The sequence below is a fragment of the Massilia sp. Masssp94 genome (assembly GCF_059491305.1).
In genome coordinates this window covers 6,693,818-6,714,922 of record NZ_CP168501.1, presented here as the reverse complement: position 1 = coordinate 6,714,922, position 21,105 = coordinate 6,693,818, and the positions used below count along the sequence as shown (strand labels likewise).

The window sequence follows — 21,105 nt, the reverse complement described above, 5'->3', positions numbered from 1 at the left end:
CATCGGTCGCGTCGCCGTGTGGTTGTCGGACGCGGCTTACACGGATCAGGTTGACGAGAAAGCTGTCCGTAGGAGTGGGAATACGGGTATCCCGGCGCGCTTCGTTTCAGCCGGGAACGCGTTCTGACAGCGTTGCGCTACCGCATCGCGGATACGCTGCGCAGCGCCTGGCGCAGTTCGCGCGCCACCTGGCGGCGCCGCGTATCGTCCACGAAGCGCCCGATCTCGACCTTCACGCCGCGCGATTCCAGTTGGATCAGCGTGCGGCGGCGTTCGTCCGGCACGACGACGCGGGTCCACAGTGGATCGAGCCGCACGAGTTCCCGGTGGTCGGCCTGGACGCAGGTGACGAGCAGGCCGGACTCGGACAGGGCGATGCGCTCGTGGTCCGTCGCGTGGCGCGCATAGACGAGGAGGGCGAGCCCGACGAGTGCCAGCTCGAGCAGGGAAAACGCGAGGACGAACCAGATGCCTTGAAGGAGAAAGCCGAGCGCGACGGCGAGCGAGCCGAGACACAGGACGGCGTACGCGCGCGCGACCTGGCGCGGGGACAGGGAGCAATTGCGCCGCAATGTCCATTCGCGCGTCATGGAGGCACTCCCGGGTTCACTTGACGAGCGGCGGCGTCTCGAACGTGTGGAAGGGCGCCGGGCTGGGGACGGTCCATTCGAGGCCTTCCGCGCCTTCCCATGGCTTCGGCGGTGCGGGCGCGCCGCCGCGGATGTTCGGGATCACGACCCAAACGAGCCAGTACACCTGCGACAGGCCGAACAGCAGGGCGCCGACGGACGTGATGGCGTGGAAGTCCGTGAACTGGACGGGATAGTCGGCGTAGCGGCGCGGCATGCCCGCCAGCCCGAGGAAATGCATCGGGAAGAAGGTCACGTTGACCCAGACGAGCGAATTCCAGAAGTGAAAACGCCCCCGTCGTTCGTCGATCATGTGTCCGGTCCATTTCGGCGCCCAGTAGTAATAGCCGGCGAACAGGGCGAACAGCGACCCCGCCACCAGCACGTAATGGAAGTGCGCGACCACGTAGTAAGTATCCTGCACCTGGACGTCGATCGGCGCCACGGAGAGGATGAGGCCCGTGAACCCGCCGATCGTGAATACCCAGATGAAGCCGACGGCGAACAGCATCGGACTTTCGAAACTGAGCGACCCCTTCCACATCGTGGCCACCCAGTTGAACACCTTCACGCCGGTGGGGACGGCGACCAGCATCGTCGCATACATGAAGAACAGCTGGCCCGTGACGGGCATGCCCGTCGTGAACATGTGGTGCGCCCACACGATGAACGAGATGATGGCGATGGCGGCCGTCGCATAGACCATCGACGCATAGCCGAACAGGGCCTTGCGCGAAAATGCGGGAATGACCTGCGAGATGATGCCGAAGCCGGGCAGGATCATGATGTAGACCTCGGGGTGGCCGAAGAACCAGAAGATGTGCTGGTACATGACGGGGTCCCCGGCACCGGCCGCGTTGAAGAACGTGGTGCCGAAATGGCGGTCGGTGAGGATCATCGTGACGGCCGTCGCGAGCACCGGCATCACGGCGATCAGCAGGTAGGCGGTGATCAGCCACGTCCAGCAGAACATCGGCATCTTCATCAGCGACATGCCGGGCGCGCGCAGGTTCAGGATCGTCGTGACGATGTTGATGGCGCCCATGATGGACGACACGCCCATCATGTGCACGGCGAAGATCGTCATGTCCATGCCCGGCCCCATCTGGACCGACAGGGGCGGGTACATGGTCCACCCGGCCGCGTTGGCGCCGCCGGCGACGAAGAACGAGCCCACGAGCAGGATCGCGGCGGGCGCCAGGAGCCAGAACGAGAAATTGTTCATGCGTGCGAACGCCATGTCGGCCGCGCCCACCTGCAGCGGGATCATCCAGTTCGCGAACCCGACGAAGGCGGGCATGATGGCGCCGAAGATCATCACGAGGCCGTGCATGGTGACGAACTGGTTGTACAGCTCCGGCTGGAAGAATTGCAGACCGGGCTGGAACAGTTCCAGCCGGATCAGCAGGGCCAGCACGCCGCCGACCATGAACATGGTGACGGAGAACCACAGGTACAGCGTGCCGATGTCCTTGTGGTTCGTTGCGAACAGCCAGCGGCGCCACCCGTGCGGGTGGGTGTGCCCGCCGGCATGGCTGCCGGGGCTGTAATCGGAACTGCCTGCCGTCGTCGACATATCTGCTCCGTTTGGCGTCGTGTGCATGAGACAAGCCGGGCCGGCGTTGGTTCCGCGCCCGGAATCTGGTAACATCTCGCCCCTTTCATCGAGAGACTTCCATGGCCAACGCTTGCGGCGTCGATTTCGGCACGTCCAATTCCACCGTCGGCTGGGTGCGGCCCGGCCAACCCACGCTGCTGCCCCTCGAGGACGGCAAGGCGACCCTGCCGTCCGTCGTGTTCTTCAATGCCGACGACGAGCAGGTACGCTACGGCCGCGCCGCGCTGGCCGACTATCTGGAAGGCTATGACGGGCGCCTGATGCGGTCGCTGAAGAGCCTGCTGGGCACCAGCCTGATGGATGGCCAGACGGAGGTCGCGGGCCGCGCGTTGCCGTTCCGTCAACTGCTGGGGCATTTCATCGGCGAGGTCAAGCGCCGCGCCGAGTGCGAGGCGGGCCGCGGGTTCGACCGTGCCGTGTTCGGCCGCCCCGTGTACTTCGTCGACGACGACCCGGAGGCGGACCGCCTCGCCGAGGACACGCTGGCCGACATCGCCCGTTCCGTGGGCTTCACGGAGATCGGCTTCCAGTACGAACCGATCGCGGCCGCGTTCGACTACGAATCCCGCATCGAACGCGAGGAACTGGTGCTGATCGCCGACATCGGCGGCGGCACGTCCGACTTCTCGCTCGTGCGCCTGGGGCCGGCGCGCGCGAACCGCCTGGACCGCCGCGACGACATCCTCGCCACCGGCGGCGTGCACATCGGCGGCACGGACTTCGACAAATACCTGAGCCTGGCGTCCGTCATGCCGCTGCTGGGCCATGGCAGCACGCTGCTGTCGGGGGCCTCGGTGCCGTCGAGCTATTATTTCAACCTGGCGACGTGGCACACGATCAACCAGGCTTATACGCGCAAGAGCGTCGCGCAGCTCGCTGACCTCGTGCGCGACGCGGCCGAGCCCGACAAGCTCAAGCGCCTGCAGCGCCTGATCGACGACCGCGCCGGCCACTGGCTCGCGATGCGCGTGGAAGAAGCGAAGATCGGCCTGTCGGACACGCCGGAAGTGGCGCTCGACCTCGACCGCCTCGACCCGCCCGAACTGCTGCGCGTGCACCGCGACCTGTTCACGGACGCGATCGCCGGCATGATCGACAGCGTCGGCGCGACCGTGCAGCGCCTGCTGGACGAAGCGGGCATCGGGCCGGAGCGCGTCGATACCGTGTTCTTCACGGGCGGTTCCAGCGGCGTGGCGAGCCTGCGCGAGCGGATCGCCGCGATCGTACCGGACGCGCGCCGCGTCGAAGGCGACCTGTTCGGCAGCATCGGCGCCGGGCTGGCGATCGACGCCGCCCGTAAGTTTGGTTGAAGCGATCTGGTCAAAGAAAGGATCACCGTGTTCGAACGCCCCATCGTCATGCTCGACTTCGAGACCACCGGCCTGTCGCCCGACGGCGGCGACCGCATCACCGAGGTGGCGGCCCTGCGCATCGCGGACGGCCGGATCGTCGAGCGCTACGTCTCGCTCGTGAACTGCGGCGTGCGCGTGCCGTCGTTCATCACCCAGCTGACGGGCATCACGCAGGCGATGGTCGACGGCGCGCCGCCGGCCGCCGAGGTCGTGCCCGCGCTCATCGACTTCATCGGCGACGACGTGCTGGCCGCGCACAATGCGAGCTTCGACGAGAAATTCCTCAAGGCCGAGGGCGCGCTGCTGGGACACGGTTGCCGGCATGGCGGGCTCGTGTGCTCGCTGAAGCTGTCGCGCCGCGTGTTCCCCGGCATGGCGAGCTACAAGCTGGGCCAGTTGTCGCGTGCGCTCGGCATCGTGTTCAAGGGCAACGCCCACCGGGCCGAGGCCGACGCCGAAGTGGCCGCCCAGCTGCTGCTGCACATCGGCCGGCACCTCGGCGACGCCTACGGGCTGGCGGGCGTCGACCCGGACCTGCTCGTCTCGCTGAACCGCGTGGCGGCCGCGAAGGTCGACGCATTCATGGGCGTGTACGCGGCCGGGCGGCGCGTAACGGCCTGATCCGGCTTTATATTTCCTGCATGCAGTAGGGCTTCGTCGCGTGGCACTGTCCCCGCCGGCCGAGCCGTCGCGCCGGCGTCGTTTTTGCCGTCGTCCATCCCCTTCACGTTGTTGCAAGTCAAATCCGTAATGCATCTCGTCATTACAATTTTTGCAATTCTTGGCCTCAACGCGTGTCCGTCAGGAGCTACCGCATGCACAGTCACGAGTCCCTCCCGCGCGCCGGCGCGCTCGCCTGGTTCGCCCGCGCCGCCGCGTGTGGCGATGCCTATGCGCAGTTCAACCTGGGCATGATGTACAAGGAAGGCGACGGTGCCCCGCAGGACGACGTCGCCGCCTGCCGGTGGCTGGAGCGGGCCGCGCGCCAGCGTCTCGCGTTCGCCCAGAACCACCTGGGCAGCATGTATTTCCTGGGGCGGGGCGTGGTGCAGTCCGACTACGAAGCAGCGTACTGGTTCGGCCTCGCCGCCGCGCAGGGCGACGCGTCGGCGCAGCAGAACCTGGGCGACCTGTACCGGGCCGGGCGGGGCGTCGTGCGCGACTCCGCCCAGGCCGTCGCCTGGTACTACAAGGCGGCCGAGCAGGACCTGCCCAGCGCCCAGCGGCTGCTCGGCACGTGCTACCGGGACGGCGCGGGCGTCGCGCGCAGCCTGCCGCTCGCGATGGCGTGGTTCCGCAAGGCCGCGCTGCTGGACGATGCCGAGGCCGCCGTCTGCCTCGGGCTGATGTACCGCGGCGGCGAGGGCGTGGCCCCCAGCGAGGCCGAGGCGTTGTACTGGTTCCGGCGCGCGGCCGCGCGCGGCCATGCGCCGGCGCAGCGCCTGCTGGGGCTCGCGTACCTGGTGGGGCATGGGTTGCCGTCCGACGCGCAGGGTGCGCGCGCCTGGCTCGAATGCGCCGCCGAGCAGGGCGACGCGGAAGCGCAGTTCAGCCTGGCCCAGTTGCTGGGCGCGGCCGACGCCGAGGCACTCGCGGGGGCGGGCGATGGGGCGCGCTGGAGCGGCCCCGCGCTGGCCTGGACGCTGGCCGCGGCCGAGCAGGGCCACGTGCTGGCCCAGGTGAACCTTGGCAACCGCTACGCGTTCGGGCGCGGCGTCGCACGCGATCCGGAGCAGGCGCTGTACTGGTACCGGCGCGCGGCCGAGCAGGGCGCCGCGAAGGCCCAGTTCACGCTCGGCGTGATATACGCGAACGGCCAGGGCGTGCGCCGCGACGAGGCGCTGGCGGCGGCCTGGTACCGGCGCGCCGCCGAGCAGGGCGATGCGAGCGCCCAGAACAATCTCGGCGTCATGTATGCGAACGGCCAGGGCGTGCCGCAGGACGACGCGCAGGCCGTGCACTGGTACCGGCTCGCCGCCGAACAGGGCCACGCGCTGGCCCAGTACAACCTGGGCGGCATGTACAACAGCGGCCGCGGCGTCGCGCGCGATACCGTGCGCTCGTACATGTGGATGCTGCTCGCGGCCGACGCGGGCGACCCGGCCGCCAGCGCGAACAAGGCGATCGTCGCGCGCCGCCTGTCGGAGGAACAGATCGCGAGCGCGGACGACATGCGGCGCCAGTGGCAGAGTGCCCGGTCGTACGCGGGGCCGGAGCGGCGTGCCGCGTGAGCCCGGCGGTGTTGTCGTCCTGACAGCTGAATCGCGCTATCATGCTCAGCGGCATCCGCCGACAACCCATCGTACAACGACAACAACCATGCACATGAGACATGCCACCTTTGTCGCCGCCTTCGTCGCTCTCGCTGCGGCGCTCGCCGGTCCGGCCAACAGCCAGACCTGCCAGGGCAGCGCCACGCCGCTGACCTATCCGGTCGCGAAGAAAGGCGACCAGACCGACACCTATTTCGGCACGACCGTCGCCGATCCGTACCGCTGGCTGGAAGACGCCAACAGCGCGGACACGAAGGCGTGGGTCGACGCGGAAAACCAGGTGACGCAGGCTTACCTGGCCACGATCCCCCAGCGCGCCGCGATCCGCCAGCGCCTCACCCAGCTGTGGAACTACGAGCGCTACAGCGTGCCGTTCCGCGAAGGCGGCCGCTATTTCTTCAGCCGCAACGACGGCCTGCAGAACCAGGCCGTGCTGTACACGATGACGTCGCTGACGGACACGCCGCGCCTGCTGCTCGACCCGAACACGCTGGCCGCCGACGGCACCGTCGCCCTGGCCGGCCTCGCCGTGAGCCCGGACGGCAAGCGGCTCGCATACTCGACCGCGGCCTCGGGCTCGGACTGGAACGAGATCAAGGTGCGCGATGTGGTGACGGGCAAGGATCTCGCGGATCACATCAAGTGGGTCAAGTTCTCGGAGACGGCCTGGACGCGCGACGGCAAGGGTTTCTTCTATAGCCGCTACGACGAGCCGAAGGAAGCGACCAAGCTCGAAGACGTGAATTACTTCCAGAAGCTGTACTACCACAAGCTGGGTACGCCGCAGGACGCCGACGTGCTCGTCTACGACCGGCCGGACGAGAAGGAGTGGGGTTTCGGTGCCGCGACGACGGACGACGGCCGCTACCTCATCATCACCGCGACGAAGGGTACGGCCCATAAATACCGCGTGTTCTACAAGGACTTGACGAAGCCGGGCGCGAAGGTGCAACCGCTGATCAACAACTTCGACGCGGCCTACGACTTCGTCGACAACGTAGGTCCCGTGTTCTATTTCGTCACGGACCGCGATGCGCCGCGCCAGCGCATCGTCGCGATCGACACCCGCAAGCCGCGGGAGGCGAACTGGAAGACGATCGTGCCGGAAGGCGAGCAGACGCTCGTGGCGGCGCACCTCGTCGGCGACCGCTTGATCGCGCAATACCTCGCCGACGCGCGCAGTGTCGTCAGGATCACGGACCTGAAGGGCAAGCCGGTGCGCGAGGTGGTGCTGCCGGGCATCGGCAGCGTCGCGGGCTTCACGGGCAAGCGTGGCGACAAGGAAACCTTCTTCTCGTTCACCAGCTTCACGACGCCGACGACGATTTACCGGCTGGACATGAAGAAGGGCACCAGTACCGTGTTCCGCCAGCCGAAGGTCCAGTTCGACCCGAACGACTACGAAACGCGCCAGCAGTTCTTCACGAGCCGCGACGGCACGCGCGTGCCGATGTTCATCGTGTCGAAAAAGGGACTGAAGCTGGACGGCAACAATCCGACCTATCTGTACGGCTACGGCGGCTTCAATATTTCGCTGACCCCGGCCTTCTCGCCGGCCAACCTGGCGTGGATGGAAATGGGCGGCGTGTACGTTGTCGCCAACCTGCGCGGCGGCGGCGAATACGGCGAGGCGTGGCACGAGGCCGGCACGAAGCTCAAGAAGCAGAACGTGTTCGACGACTTCATCGGCGCGGCGGAATGGCTCCTTGCCAACAAGGTAACGTCGCCCGCGAAACTCGCGATCGGCGGCGGCAGCAACGGCGGCCTGCTCGTGGGCGCGGCGATGACTCAGCGGCCCGAGCTGTTCGCGGCGGCGATCCCGCAGGTGGGCGTGATGGACATGCTGCGCTTCCACAAGTTCACGATCGGCTGGGCTTGGACGTCGGACTATGGCTCGTCCGAAAACCCGGATGAGTTCAAGGCCCTGGTGAAGTATTCGCCGCTGCACAACCTCAAGCAGGGCACATGCTACCCGGCCACGATGATCACGACGGCCGACCATGACGACCGCGTGGTGCCGGCGCACAGCTTCAAGTTCGCCGCGACGGCCCAGGCGGCGCAGGCCGGACCGAATCCGGTGCTCATCCGCATCGACACGAAGGCTGGCCACGGCGCGGGCAAGCCGACGAACAAGCAGATCGAGGAAGTGGCCGACCGTTGGGGCTTCCTGACGAAGGCGCTCAACGTGGAGATGTCGCCCACCGTCGCGGGCGGCGCGGAGATATAAGTTTGCGTGATCCCCGCTGTCAGCGGCTGCAATATGACAGCGGGGAGACATCACGGAAACCTATTGCGGAGATCGGAAAAGGAAATTGGATTGATATCTGATGTGGGCGTAGACTTCAGTCATCAACGAACGATATTGAAAACGGAGCTGTCATGAACGCCTATACCACGATCTCGACCCGCAACACCGCCACCGGCGACAGCAAACTGAGCCGCATGTTTCGCACGTTCTGCATGGAAATGCGCCGCGCCATCGAAACCGTCGGCGCCGCGTACCAGAACGGCCTGCAGCCGCCGATGTAAGTCGCGCTTGCACCGCCGTCCCGCTGTGGCGGCGCTGTGCCCCGAAGGACCCGACAACCCCCGCCGCCTGCGGGGGTTTTTGTTTGGCGCCGTGCCCGCCTGCCGGGCCGTCAGAAGCTTTTCGCGACCTCCGCGCTTTCCGGCCGGGTCAGGCTCGCCGCGCTATGTCGTTCCGCCCGCTGCACACGCGAAGGCTGCAGCCTGAGCGCCAGCTTTCTGAGGTTGTCGGCGATCTGTTCCCGTGTCCTGGCGATCCGCTTGTAGCTTTCGTCCGGGCCTTCGCGGCGCGTGCTCAAAGCCCGGTACAGGCGCGCCAGCGCCTCGATGTCGGTCACGATGACATCCATCTCCGACGGTTTCAGCGCGACGCCATGGGTAGCGTCGGTATAGGCCAGCAGCACGTTGTCGAAGCTGGCCTGGCCGCTGGCGCCGTCATCCCCGAGAGTGCCCGTGATCAGGGTCTCCACCAGCAGCGCCTTGGCCCGTAGCAGAGTCGACGCGGTATCGGTGGATGGGTCGGTCTCGCAGGCGTAGGTGCCGCACAGCCGGGCGAACGTGATGGCGGCGCCTTGCGTCTTGTCGGCGGTGTACAGGCCGGCCAGCGCCTCCAGCGCCAGCCTGCTCAGGGCAAGGTCGGGAGCAATATTGCCGAGGGCTGTTTTGCCTTCGGCTTTCCGGTAAGCGTCGGTGGCCAGGCGCAACTGCTCTTCCATCCTGGTCGCGGCATCTGCGATTTCCTGGGTGCGGTCTTCGGACAGGGCCAGCAGCCGGCGCGCCTGCACGCTGGCCATACGGCGGTGGATCCTGCCGCGCAAGGCCTGGCGCAGGCAATTCGGTGCCACGCCAGGCCCGGCCGGTGTGGCCCGGTTGGCGTCGGGCCCGACGGCGATGTCGGACAAATGGTCGAGCGAATCGACCCGTGCCAACGCACGCTGGAGCAAAGCGTCGCTGCGCGCCAGTGCCTTGCGCAACTGCGCCTGGTCCGGCCCTTTGCCGTTCTCCGGCGGGAGCGCGCGCGCGGCGCACTGTTCGCCGTACTGGGCCTCGACCTCCGCCAGTTGTTCGATGTCACGGACCGACAATTTGCCGTATTGATCCTCAAGTTGGGCCGCGCGCAGGAAGGCATCGTAGGCCTCTTCGATCTGGTTCAGCTCCCGCCTCGTGGCGCCGAGGGCCGAATGCAACTCGGGACGCACCCGCCATTTGGGCTGGCATCGCTTGTCCACGAGCATGTCGACCCGCTTCGCGATGAGGGCGCTTTCCTGCTCGGCGTACGTATCGCGCTGGTGCGCCAGGCGCACCCGGGCATCCGCCAGGGCCTCCAACAGTTCTTCCAGCGCAACGAACGGGGTATCCTGCAGTACCGGTTCGTCGGTGTTGTCGGTGCTAGATTCCGCAGTCCAGCCAGGATCGCCGTAGGCCTGGAACGCGCCCCAGGTGAGATCGTTCCGATTGCGCTCCCAGACTTCGTAACGAGCGACCTTGACTGCTTCGCCGAACTGTTGACGTTGCCCTAGCAGCTGATTGTAGAAGCAGGTGCCGAAGCGCTGCGCCAACGCGTCGTCGACCGCCCAGCCCGTCACGAGCACGCAACGCACCCCGATCTCGATGAGTTCGCGGGCAATGCTGGCGGCCAGACGGTTGCTCTGGCGTCCATCGTCGAATTGCCCGGTATGGCAGCAATTCAGAAACACCAGTTCGGGTACCACTTCCATCGCCGAGATTTCGGCCGCGGTGATCAGCAAACCGTCCGATAGCAGCACGCCGCTGCGCGGTCGCCCGTCCTTGTGCTGCATGTGGAACACGCCGTGCCCGGAAATGTGCAGGATGCGCCACGGCTGCCGGTACAGCGCGGCCAGCACATGGGCCGCGTCGGTATCGTTGCCGGCGTCCTCCGGAACGGGTGGGCCGAGGCGCATCGGGCCGCCGCGGGCCGTGACGGCGGCGTCCTCCGTGAAGGTTGCCACGACGGACTCGTAGCCGATGAGCTGCTGTACTTCATAACTATGTTTTTTCAAGACCTGGGCGATCGTCAATGCCTCGTCGCGGGCGCCGGGGAGCGGCGCCGGTTGCCAGGCGGCCGCGTCACCGTCGGTCGGGACGAATCCGTCCTGGAAGCCCCGCACGGATGGATTGCCGATGACCAACGCGGTGTATGCCATCGCCTGCACCACCTGCGGCCGGTAGCGCAGCGAGGCAAGCTGCCGTACGACGGACGCGCGTACCGCAAGCGGCATGTTCTCGCGCTCGGCCCCGGTGCGCTCGCGCGGCGGCTCCTCGGCCAGCATCAGTTCCCATGGCAGGTTGGCCGTATACCCGTCGACGACGAGAACCAGCCGGTCGAGCTGGCGCGCCGCATCCTTGAAATCGTGCGGCACCATCAGTTGATACAGCATGCGGCCGAACTCCGGGTCCCATTTGTGGCTCGCGATCTGGCGCCGGACCAGCGTCTCGATCAGGCTCGGCTGGCGCTGCTGGACGATGGTCTCGGCGCGCGCCCGGGTGCCGACGTACATGAAGCGGAGACGATCGGCGATCGGCGCCTCTGCCTGTTCTGTCGGCTTGAGGGCCGGCGGGGCGAGTGCATTTTCCTCGGTCCGGTCCGCGTCCGTGACGATGATGCGCGGCCAGTAGCTGGCCTCCGCCGTATCGTGCAGGCGCTGGCGCATCCCTTCGCCGCTGACCAGCTCATCGCAGGTCACGAGTTCCGTGTTGTGGCTGGCGGCGAACTGCTTCATACGTTCGCGCAAGTCGCGCAACGCGTATACGGCGCTGATGGCCGTGTCCAGGTACAGTTCGACGATATCGAGCGTGGCGATGTGGATGTTGGTACCTGTCCGCTCGTGGAAGCGGGCGTTGGCCAGCACCACGCCGCGGACCAATGCCTCGACCGACGCCGCGGCGGACAGGTTGGCGGAGGAATTAAAGCCGATCAACAGCGAGCTCAGCGCCAGCTCACGTTCATCCTTCCCCAGCACATCCATTACCTGCAGCAGGAAACGCAGAGCGCCCACGCGCACCGATTCGGTGAGCTCGGAGGCACTGAGCGAGACGTCGTAGCGCCCCAGTCCGGTGACCACCGCACCGCTCAGGCGGGCCGCGCGCTCGCCGGCGCGCGCGCCGCGCAGCACGACGGTCGCGGAACCGCGTGCGCCTGCGTACTGGCCGAGGTTGTAGCGCTTGCTCAGGTCGCCACCGAGGAGTTCGCGGTCGATCAGGGCTTCCGGTCCGGAGATCGGATCCTGTTCGTAGTGGCCGACCATGATCGGCATGGAGAGGAAGCGCAGGTCCATCGCACGCACCTTGACGTCCAGGCGGCGCGGCGGCGCGGCCGGCAGCCGGCTACGCAGCGAGCCGCCGAGCAGGCAGCGCTGCACCGCCTCGGTGTCGGCCGCGGTCGGGGGCGCCGCGTCGTACATGACGGGACCCATCTTCTCGATCGTCCGCAGCGGCGGTTCGTGCGACAGGTGGCGGGTTGTGCCGGCTTTCAGCAGTTCGGCAAGCGCCGGGAAGTACTCCTGCGTTGCCGCCATGTCGCCATGGCGGGCCGGCATGAAGTAATAGCTGTCGATGCCGGGCAACCGGCCGGATTCCCAGGTCACGATGCCGTCGCCGGACGGGGTGGCCATCATGCCCGGATGCGGAAGTCCGGCAAGCTCCACGAGGCCGCAAGGCGTGCTGGGTGCGACGCCGAACACATAGATCGTGGTCGGATCCGAACTCGCGGTCGGGAGCGCCTTGCCGACGCGCTCCCGTTCCAGCTCGGCATTCTTGTCGGACAGCCACGCGGCCTGGACCAGCAGTGCCTGCGATGGCGTGGCGCTGCATCCGGCGCCGAACCAGCGGTCGGAAACGAGGCCGGCCAGGCGCTTCCACTCCTGCGCGTCGTAATAATCGTGTTCTCTGCTGCCCGGTATCATGCCGACGGTTTCGGCGAAGTCACGCGCAGGAAGCAGGCTGAGCACACCTGGAAAGCGCGCGAAGGTGTCCAGCAGCTTCCGGAGGGAGGGGCCGTTGACGTCGAGCCGCCATAGTGAGCGGAAGCCGTCGCCTTTGCCCAGCAGGTCGGCCACTATCGAATGGGTGCCGCGGTTGGGTGTGCCGAGCATGACGATGCGCGCACCTTTGCGCTCCATGAGGATGCGGAGGATGTTTTGTGCGGGCAGGCAGGCACAGGCACGCACCACGAGGCCGCCCATGCCGTGGGCGAGGAAGCGCACCGGAACCTGGCTGTCGCGGAAACGCTCCAGAAAGGCGGCGAGCCGCTTTCCAAGGTCTTCCGGCGACAGCCGCCAGTCATAAGGAAACGGCTCCACCTGGTGACTGTCGGCGAGGTGGCGGCACAGGTTGCCGTACAAGATGTCGAATATGTCCGTCGCCTCGGTGTCGTAACAGTTCGCATCGGGGAGCTCGAGCAGTTCCAGCCCGCGCGCGCCTGGCAGGGGCGGGAACCAGATGTGATTCTGCCTGGTCTTCAGGTGCGATCCCATCAGGTCCGGCAGGACCACGACGATCGGCAGCCGCGCCGCGCCGCTGCGGCCCCGCCAGCTTGTCGCCTTTGCCATGGCGGCGGCGTAGTCCTCGCGTTCGGGCAGCGTGATGAAACGGTCCAGCTTGTCGACGTCGGGACTCAGCAGCCAATCGCGCACCGCGATGCGGCTGGAACTGTTGGTGAAATAGCGGAAGTGCGATACGTTGCTCCCCCGTTCGAACAATATGCGCGCGTTGGCTCTGGGAGCGATCCCTGCCAGCATGGCGGGCGTGTCGACCACAAGGTCGTTGTCTTCCTTGTCGAACAGGACGAAGTCGGTGAGCGCGACGCGCAGCCGGCTCAGCATGTCGCCGCCCTCGGCGTCGCCGGCGATGACCGCCATCTGGATGCCGGGTTGGACCGGCGCCACGCACAGGAACTGGGTCAGGGGCGAATCCGGCAGCATGGCCTCGATGCCGGGCACCATGTGCGGGTCCGTGCGGCGCTTGGCGATTTCGATGACGGCGCGCCGGAACTCCCGGTACAGCAAGCTCGAATAGAGGAAGGGCACGGCGCCGAGCAGGGTCAGCACGCTTGACAGGAACACGTCGAAGTTACCGCTGGCCAGCAGCGTCCCGTTGGCGGGGCTGGCGATGCGCGCATACCTGCGAATCACGAGCTTGCGGTCGCGAAGTTCGCCGGCGAGATTCAGCAGCATCTTGAGTTGGTCGCCGTAGGCGTCCTTCAACCCATCCAGGATGGCCTTGCCCAACTTCTCGTCGTGCGTTCCCGGCGAAGGAAACCGGTAGCAATAGTTTTCGATCTGGGCGCCGAAATCGGCCAGGCACAGCAAGTCCGCGACCAGGCCGCCGCGCGAGTGCGAGACCAGCGAGACCTGGGCGCCGTGCGGCAGGGCGCGGACCAGGTCGAGTGCGTTTTCGATCGGGCTTTGCGATAGCGTCCGGTGTTCGAAGCCGTAGATGTGTTCGCCAAAGCGATTGACCAGGCTTTTCCAAAGGTCTGGTTCCGCGGTGCACAGGTGGCCGAAACTGCCTGCGGTGCTCGATCCGGTGCCATGGATAAACACGAGCAGGTGCGTGTCCGGCGACAATGGCTTGGAACCGGGGCCCGTCAGATTTGCTTCAGTCAATTTCAACTCCGCCAGGTCGTGCGGTGTGCCTCCCCCATATTCGAGGCGACACAGGCCAGGGCGGTCAAGGCGCGCCTCGATGGCTTTCATCAGGGCCATGGTGCCGAGCCAGGTCACGCCGGCCTGGGCCATGCCGACGTCGGCGGCGACGTCGCGCAGCAGGTCGTCGTGACCCGACTCCGGCACCGCGAGCAGCGTGATCCTGCTGATCAACCCCTTCAGCATGGCCACCGCACCGCGCTGCGCGTTCGTATCCGGGCCCAGCTTGTCGAGGTCGGGCTGGCTGTCTTTCTGTTTCTGCAACTGGCTGTCGCCGGCGCGGTCCAGCGCCTCCTTCAGGCGGGCCGGGTTGGCCACGAGCGTCCCCCCGTCCGCCAACTCCAGGACGACGATATGATCGGGTGCTACCGAGAAGGTCTTCGTCGTCGCTTCGGTGTCGCGCGCGGCGGGACTCACGTCGATCGCCCACACCGTTTCCAGGCCCGGTGGCAGCAGCTCGTCGTCGGCTTCCTGACCGGGACCGGCGGCGCGAGGAATGACGCGCACGAAGGCTGCCGGCATCGGTTTCGTTTCAAGCTGACGCCCTGTGATGGTCAACATCACGGTATCGCCGCGAGCTTGGTCGGTCATGGCTAACCTCTCTGGTCTTTGCCATGCTGCAAACGGACGGCACGCGGGGTGCAACCCACATCGTGCCGGGCGGTCGGCGGCAATGGCGGTTGTCGATGGGAACGCAGTCGGATGAGTCCTGTTGACGGCGGATCAATGACGAGATTGACTTGGGAAAGCCCGGCCTGGCGGTTGCTGTGAGTTATATGAACGGCGTGCGCAAATGTACAGCGTAAGATCGACCTTTTGACGAGAGGTTCGCGTGTTGAGTGAAACGGAAGTGCCGCCCAGCTAGCGGTGTACGACCACCAGCAAGGCCTTCGCCTCCGTCTTGCCGGCATTCCGGATGGCATGATTCTGGTCGGCCGGATAACGCGCCGTCGCGCCGTGCTTGATTTTTCGCTTCTCGGCCCCGACCTCCAATTCCACCGTCCCAGTTACCACGGTCAAGTGCTCGTTGGTACCAGGATCATGGGCCTGCGACGCCAGTTCGCCGCCCGGCTGCAAGGTCAGTTCATACCATTCATACTTGCCGGCAAGGTCCATCGGTCCCAGGATGCGCAGGGAGTAGCCCGCGTGGCTGCCGGGCAAGGTGGGGATTTCGTGGGCGTCGACGACACGGATCAGGTCGACCGCGCGCACTTCGGAGGAGAGTAATTCGCCGATCTGCACGCCGAGCGCATTGGCCAGGCGCCACGTGATGGCGATGGTGGGGTTGGCCTTTTCGCGCTCGATCTGCGACAGCATCGATTTGGACACGCCGGCGATGCGCGACAGGTCTTCCAGGGTCAGGCCGCGTGCGAGTCGCAGCCGCTGCAGGGTGGCGCCGACTTCCGGCGGAGCACTGGTATTGTTGTTCATGGAGCTTGCTTGCCAAGTTCAATGGCTGGGAGTAATATTCAATATATTGAATTTCTGTTCGAAATATAGAACAAGTTCCATACATCGAACGAATCCACACTATACCATTCGCCAACCGACAAGGACGAGGAAACATGAGCGATCAAGCATTCTATAGCGGCCTCCAGCAGAAACTCGACACGCTCAAGACCGGGGGCCTGTTCAAGCCCGAACGCGTGCTTGCCTCGCGCCAGGGCGCCGAAGTGGTCGCGGACGATGGCCGCACGCTGATCAATATGTGCGCCAACAACTACCTCGGCCTGTCGGGCGACGTCGAGACGCAGAAGGCCGCCGAAGCGGCGCTGCAGAAATACGGCTACGGCCTGTCGTCCGTGCGTTTCATCTGCGGCACGCAGACGGTGCACAAGGAACTCGAGAAGAAGCTGTCGGACTTCCTCGGCACGGAAGACACGATCCTGTACGCCGCCGCGTTCGACGCCAACGGCGGCGTGTTCGAGCCGCTGTTCGACGAGAACGACGCGATCATCTCGGATGCGCTGAACCACGCGTCGATCATCGACGGCATCCGGTTGTGCAAGGCCGCGCGCTACCGCTATGCCAACAACGACATGGCCGACCTGGAAAAGCAGCTGCAGGCCGCGACGGAAGCCGGCAGGCGCCACAAGATCATCGTCACGGACGGCGTGTTCTCGATGGACGGCACGATCGCGCAGCTCGACAGGATCGTCGCGCTGGCCGAGAAATATGGCGCGCTGACGATGATCGACGAGTCGCATGCGTCCGGCTTCATGGGCAAGACGGGCCGCGGCACGCACGAGCACTGCGGCGTGATCGGCAGGATCGACATCATCACGGGCACCCTCGGCAAGGCGCTGGGTGGCGCGATGGGCGGTTTTACCTCCGGCCGCAAGGAAGTCATCGAGACCTTGCGCCAGAAATCGCGTCCGTACCTGTTCTCGAACACGCTGGCGCCGATGATCGCGGGCGCGTCGCTCGCGGTGCTGGACCGCATCGGCAAGTCGACCGAACTGCGCGACCGCCTGCACGAGAACACGGCCTATTTCCGCCGCGAGATCGAGCGCATCGGCTTCACCATCAAGCCGGGCACGCACCCGGTGGTGCCGGTGATGTTGTTCGACGCACCCGTCGCGCAGAAATTCGCCGCCCGCATGTTCGAACTGGGCGTGCTGCTGTCGGGCTTCTTCTACCCGGTGGTGCCGATGGGGCAGGCGCGCGTACGCGTGCAGCTGTCGGCCGCGCATACCCGCGAACAGCTCGACAAGGTGCTGGGCGCCTTCGAGCAGGCCGGCCGCGAACTGGGCATCATCAAGGCCGCCTGACCGCGACAGCCGGATCATCGATCGACCGGATGCGCCGCCCACGAAGCGGCGCGCCGGAACAGGCTCACGAAGCCGCAAAAAGAGCAAGGAAAACAAGCATGGAACGCATCCTCGTCATCGGCGCCAACGGCCAGATCGGCAGTGAACTGGTAACCGCCCTCGCGCAGCAGCACGGCGCGGCCAACGTGATCGCAGCGGACATCGGCACGGACAACGTCTACGGCGCCGCGCGCTACGTCCGCGTCGACGTGCTCGACAAGGACGGGGTGGCCCGCCTGATCGCCGTCGAAGACATCACGCAGGTCTACCAGCTGGCGGCGCTGCTGTCGGCCACGGGCGAAAAGGCGCCGTTGAAGGCATGGACGCTGAACATGGACGGCCTGCTGAACATCCTCGAGATCGCGCGCGAGCGGGGAGACGCCGGCAAGCCGCTGAAGGTGTTCTGGCCGTCGTCGATCGCCGCGTTCGGCCCGAATACGCCGGCGGAAGCCACGCCGCAGACCACGATCATGGATCCGACGTCGATCTACGGCATCAGCAAGCTGGCCGGCGAGCGCCTGTGCGAGTACTACCACGCGAAGTATGGCGTGGACGTGCGCAGCATCCGCTACCCCGGCATCATCAGCTACAAGTCGCCCCCGGGCGGCGGCACGACGGACTACGCGATCGCCATCTTCCACGCGGCCCTGCGCGGCGAGACGTACGAATGCTTCCTCGGCCCGGAAACGACGCTGCCGATGATCTACATGCCGGACGCGATCCGCGCCACCATCGAGCTGATGGAGGCCCCCGCGGAGCAGGTCGTCATCCGTTCCTCGTACAATGTGGCCGGCGTGTCGTTCAACCCGCGCGAACTGGCCGCCGCCATCCAGAAAAAACTGCCGGCGTTCCGCATCGCGTACCAGCCGGACAGCCGCCAGCAGATCGCCGATTCCTGGCCGAAGAGCCTCGACGACAGCCGCGCGACCGCGGACTGGGGCTGGAAGGCGCGCGTCAAGGTCGACGAGATGGTCGAGGACATGCTGGCCAATGTCGATGTCGGGTTGAGCAAGGCGGCTTGAGTACACTATGCGCATGTGTGGATTCACCATAAGTGGACAACATATGCACCGTCATTCCCGCGAAGGCGGGAATCCGAGCTGAGCTGGCATTGCCGATTCAGTATGGATTCCCGCTGCCGCGGGAATGACGCTTTTTGAGGGCGGCGTCCACGAGACGTTCCAACAGCCCGCTACACAACAAGGAGACAGCTCATGGACATGAGCGTATTTGACCTGTTCAAGATCGGCATCGGCCCATCCAGTTCGCACACCGTCGGCCCGATGGTCGCCGCGCGCCGCTTCCTCGTCGAATGCGGCCCGCTCAGCGATGTCGTGGGCGTGGAAGCACACCTGTACGGCTCGCTGGCGCTGACGGGCGTCGGCCACGCCACCGACAAGGCGGTCATCCTCGGCCTGATGGGCGAGACGCCGCAGGACGTCGACCCGGACACCGTCGAGGACAAGCTCGCGGAAGCGGAACTGGACGGCGTGCTGAACCTGCTCGGCACCAAGACTGTGCCGTTCACCCGCGGCACGGGCCTCGTGTGGCACAAGCAATCCACGCTGCCGGACCATCCGAACGGCATGCGCTTCGTGCTGAAGCTGGCCGACGGCAGCGTCATCGAGCGCATTTATTACTCGGTCGGTGGCGGCTTCGTCACGGCCCCGGGCGAAACGCAGGCGGCGCGCGAGACGGTCGCGGTGCCGTTCCCGTTCTCGACGATGCGCGAGCTGCTGGCGCAGGGCGAGCGCGACGGCTTGGCGATCCCGGCCATGCTGCGCGCGAACGAGTGCGCGCGCATGACGAACGACGCACTGGATGCCGGCCTGGACCGCATCTGGGCAGTGATGCGCAGCTGCATCGAGCACGGCCTCGTCACGGAAGGGGAACTGCCGGGCGGGCTGAACGTCAAGCGCCGCGCGGCGAAGCTGTGGCGCCAGGAGCAGGCGGCGCGCTACGCGACGAACCACCTGCCGCACGACGCCGTCAACCAGGTCAGCCTGTACGCGATGGCCGTCAACGAAGAGAATGCGGCCGGCGGCCGCGTGGTGACGGCGCCGACGAACGGCGCGGCCGGCATCGTCCCGGCCGTGTTGCGCTACTACGCCGAGGATTGCCGTCCGACCGATGCGCGCCGCGGCATCCACGACTTCCTGCTGACGGCGGCCGCGATCGGCATGCTGTGCAAGAAGAACGCTTCCATCTCCGGTGCGGAGATCGGTTGCCAGGGCGAGGTCGGCGTCGCGTGCGCGATGGCGGCGGCGGGGCTCGTCGCCGCGCTGGGCGGCACCAACGGCCAGATCGAAAACGCGGCCGAGATCGGCATCGAACACCATCTGGGCATGACCTGCGACCCGATCGGCGGCCTCGTCCAGATCCCGTGCATCGAACGCAACGGCATGGGCGCGATCAAGGCGATCACGGCGGCGTCGCTGGCGATGAAGGGCGACGGCACGCACTTCGTCACCCTGGACGAGGTCATCGAGACGATGCGCCAGACCGGATTCGACATGCAGGCGAAGTACAAGGAAACGTCGCTGGGCGGCCTGGCGATCCACGTGGTGACGGTGAATCACGCCGCGTGCTGATGCAAACGGTGGGCTTTCGCGCCCGCCGCATTGCAGCGCATCATTTTCCAACGAAATAACAAAACAATATTCGGTAAAAAGACAATATTGCTCGTCCGGACTATAATAAATATCCAACGCCAGCCAACCCCGATCTTTTCTATCGTATGCAATATGTGTCCACCCGCGCAACGAGCGCGTCCGCAGCACGTAATCCCCAACAATTTTCCGACATCCTGCTGGGCGGCCTGGCGCCGGACGGCGGGCTGTATCTGCCCGAACAGTACCCGCAGGTGACCGGCGCCGAGCTCGACGCCTGGCGCAAGCTGTCCTACGCGGAACTCGCGTACGAGATCCTGCGCAAGTTCGCGACCGATATTCCGGACGCCGACCTGAAGGCCCTCACGGCGAAGACGTACACCCCCGAGGTCTACAGGAACGCCCGCGCCGACGAGTCCGCAAGCCAGATCACGCCGCTGCGCGTGCTGGAACAGTCGCCGGAACGCACCTTGATCCTGCAGGGCCTGTCGAACGGCCCGACGCTGGCCTTCAAGGACATGGCGATGCAGCTGCTGGGCAATCTGTTCGAATACGCGCTGGCGAAGAACGGCGACGAGCTGAACATCTTCGGCGCCACCTCCGGCGACACGGGCAGCGCGGCCGAATACGCGATGCGCGGCAAGCGAGGCATCCGCGTGTTCATGCTGTCGCCGCACAAGAAGATGAGCGCGTTCCAGACCGCCCAGATGTTCAGCCTGCAGGATCCGAACATCCACAATATCGCCGTCGAAGGCGTGTTCGACGATTGCCAGGACATGGTCAAGGCCGTGTCGAACGACCTCGAATTCAAGGTCCGCCAGAAGATCGGCACGGTGAACTCGATCAACTGGGCGCGCGTCGTCGCGCAGGTCGTGTACTACTTCCGCGGTTACCTGAGCGCGACGACGTCGAACGACCAGAAAGTGTCGTTCACCGTCCCGTCGGGCAACTTCGGCAATATCTGCGCCGGCCACATCGCGCGCATGATGGGCCTGCCGATCGCGAAGCTGGTCGTCGCGACGAACGAGAACAACGTGCTGGACGAATTCTTCCGCACCGGCGTGTACCGCGTCCGTAAATCGTCCGAGACGTATCACACGTCGAGCCCGTCGATGGACATCTCGAAGGCATCGAACTTCGAGCGCTTCGTGTACGACCTCGTCGGCCGCGATGCGGACCGCACGCACGCGCTGTTTCGCAAGGTCGACACGCACGGCGGCTTCGACCTGTCGGGCGCGCCGGGCAGCGACGGCGACGAATTCAAGCTGGTCGCGAACTATGGCTTCCAGTCGGGCTGCTCGACGCACGAAGACCGTCTCGCGACGATCCGCGACGTGTTCGACGACTACGGCATCACCATCGACACGCACACGGCCGACGGCATCAAGGTCGCGCGCGAACACGTGGAGCCGGGCGTGCCGATGATCGTGCTGGAGACGGCGCTGGCCGCCAAGTTCAACGAGACGATCCTGGAAGCGCTGGGCACCGACGCCGCGCGTCCGGCCGGCTTCGAGGACATCGAGTCGCTGCCGCAGCGCTTCGTCGTCATGCAGCCGAACGTCGCCGAGATGAAGCAGTTCATCGCGGCGCACACGGGGCTGGACAAGTGAACCAGCCTGCACGCA

The 21,105-nt window shown here is 66.1% G+C and carries 13 protein-coding genes; 9 read left to right on the top strand and 4 right to left on the bottom strand.

All coding sequences use genetic code 11. From position 1 onward, the window contains the following. Positions 1–137: 137 nt before the first annotated feature. Both ACEN9G_RS29515 and ctaD read right to left on the bottom strand, forming a co-directional pair. On the bottom strand, positions 138–590 hold the full coding sequence (locus tag ACEN9G_RS29515) for a DUF2244 domain-containing protein (RefSeq protein ID WP_413343714.1): 453 nt from the start codon (positions 588–590) through the stop codon (positions 138–140). A gap of 16 nt (positions 591–606) precedes the next feature. After that, positions 607–2,205, bottom strand: coding sequence for a cytochrome c oxidase subunit I (gene ctaD / locus ACEN9G_RS29510; protein WP_413343716.1), 1,599 nt, complete (start codon positions 2,203–2,205; stop codon positions 607–609). Positions 2,206–2,306: 101 nt separating this feature from the next. On the opposite strand from ctaD, the gene ACEN9G_RS29505 reads away from it, so the two are divergent. From ACEN9G_RS29505 to ACEN9G_RS29485, 5 genes are all read left to right on the top strand, one after another. Continuing rightward, positions 2,307–3,557 carry an Hsp70 family protein gene (locus ACEN9G_RS29505; protein WP_413343718.1) on the top strand — a complete coding sequence of 417 codons (1,251 nt, stop codon included), beginning with the start codon at positions 2,307–2,309 and terminating at the stop codon, positions 3,555–3,557. Between the two features lie 27 nt (positions 3,558–3,584). Then, entirely contained in the window at positions 3,585–4,220 is a 636-nt protein-coding gene (locus ACEN9G_RS29500; RefSeq protein WP_413343719.1) for a 3'-5' exonuclease, read from the top strand. A 194-nt stretch (positions 4,221–4,414) separates the two neighbouring features. Next, positions 4,415–5,830, top strand: a complete 1,416-nt coding sequence (locus tag ACEN9G_RS29495) for a tetratricopeptide repeat protein (RefSeq protein WP_483127411.1) — start codon at positions 4,415–4,417, stop codon at positions 5,828–5,830. A gap of 88 nt (positions 5,831–5,918) precedes the next feature. Further along, positions 5,919–8,099: a prolyl oligopeptidase family serine peptidase gene (locus tag ACEN9G_RS29490; protein WP_413338076.1), complete on the top strand. Its 2,181-nt coding sequence runs from the start codon at positions 5,919–5,921 to the stop codon at positions 8,097–8,099. Positions 8,100–8,251: 152 nt separating this feature from the next. Next, on the top strand, positions 8,252–8,401 hold the full coding sequence (locus ACEN9G_RS29485; protein WP_413338074.1) for a hypothetical protein: 150 nt from the start codon (positions 8,252–8,254) through the stop codon (positions 8,399–8,401). A gap of 110 nt (positions 8,402–8,511) precedes the next feature. Here ACEN9G_RS29485 and ACEN9G_RS29480 read toward each other — a convergent pair whose 3' ends face one another. Further along, positions 8,512–14,652: a DUF7379 domain-containing protein gene (locus tag ACEN9G_RS29480; protein WP_495605496.1), complete on the bottom strand. Its 6,141-nt coding sequence runs from the start codon at positions 14,650–14,652 to the stop codon at positions 8,512–8,514. 270 nt (positions 14,653–14,922) lie between these two features. Continuing rightward, complete coding sequence (locus ACEN9G_RS29475) at positions 14,923–15,492, bottom strand: helix-turn-helix domain-containing protein (protein WP_056129496.1); 570 nt, start codon at positions 15,490–15,492, stop codon at positions 14,923–14,925. Between the two features lie 134 nt (positions 15,493–15,626). On the opposite strand from ACEN9G_RS29475, the gene ACEN9G_RS29470 reads away from it, so the two are divergent. From ACEN9G_RS29470 to thrC, 4 genes are all read left to right on the top strand, one after another. Continuing rightward, positions 15,627–16,832, top strand: a complete 1,206-nt coding sequence (locus ACEN9G_RS29470; protein WP_413338070.1) for a glycine C-acetyltransferase — start codon at positions 15,627–15,629, stop codon at positions 16,830–16,832. A gap of 98 nt (positions 16,833–16,930) precedes the next feature. Then, on the top strand, positions 16,931–17,893 hold the full coding sequence (locus ACEN9G_RS29465; protein WP_413338069.1) for an NAD-dependent epimerase/dehydratase family protein: 963 nt from the start codon (positions 16,931–16,933) through the stop codon (positions 17,891–17,893). Between the two features lie 192 nt (positions 17,894–18,085). Next, positions 18,086–19,462, top strand: a complete 1,377-nt coding sequence (locus ACEN9G_RS29460; protein ID WP_413338067.1) for an L-serine ammonia-lyase — start codon at positions 18,086–18,088, stop codon at positions 19,460–19,462. Between the two features lie 146 nt (positions 19,463–19,608). Beyond that, positions 19,609–21,090 (top strand): threonine synthase, encoded by a 1,482-nt coding sequence (thrC, locus tag ACEN9G_RS29455; RefSeq protein ID WP_413338065.1) that lies wholly within the window; start codon positions 19,609–19,611, stop codon positions 21,088–21,090. Positions 21,091–21,105: the final 15 nt, after the last annotated feature.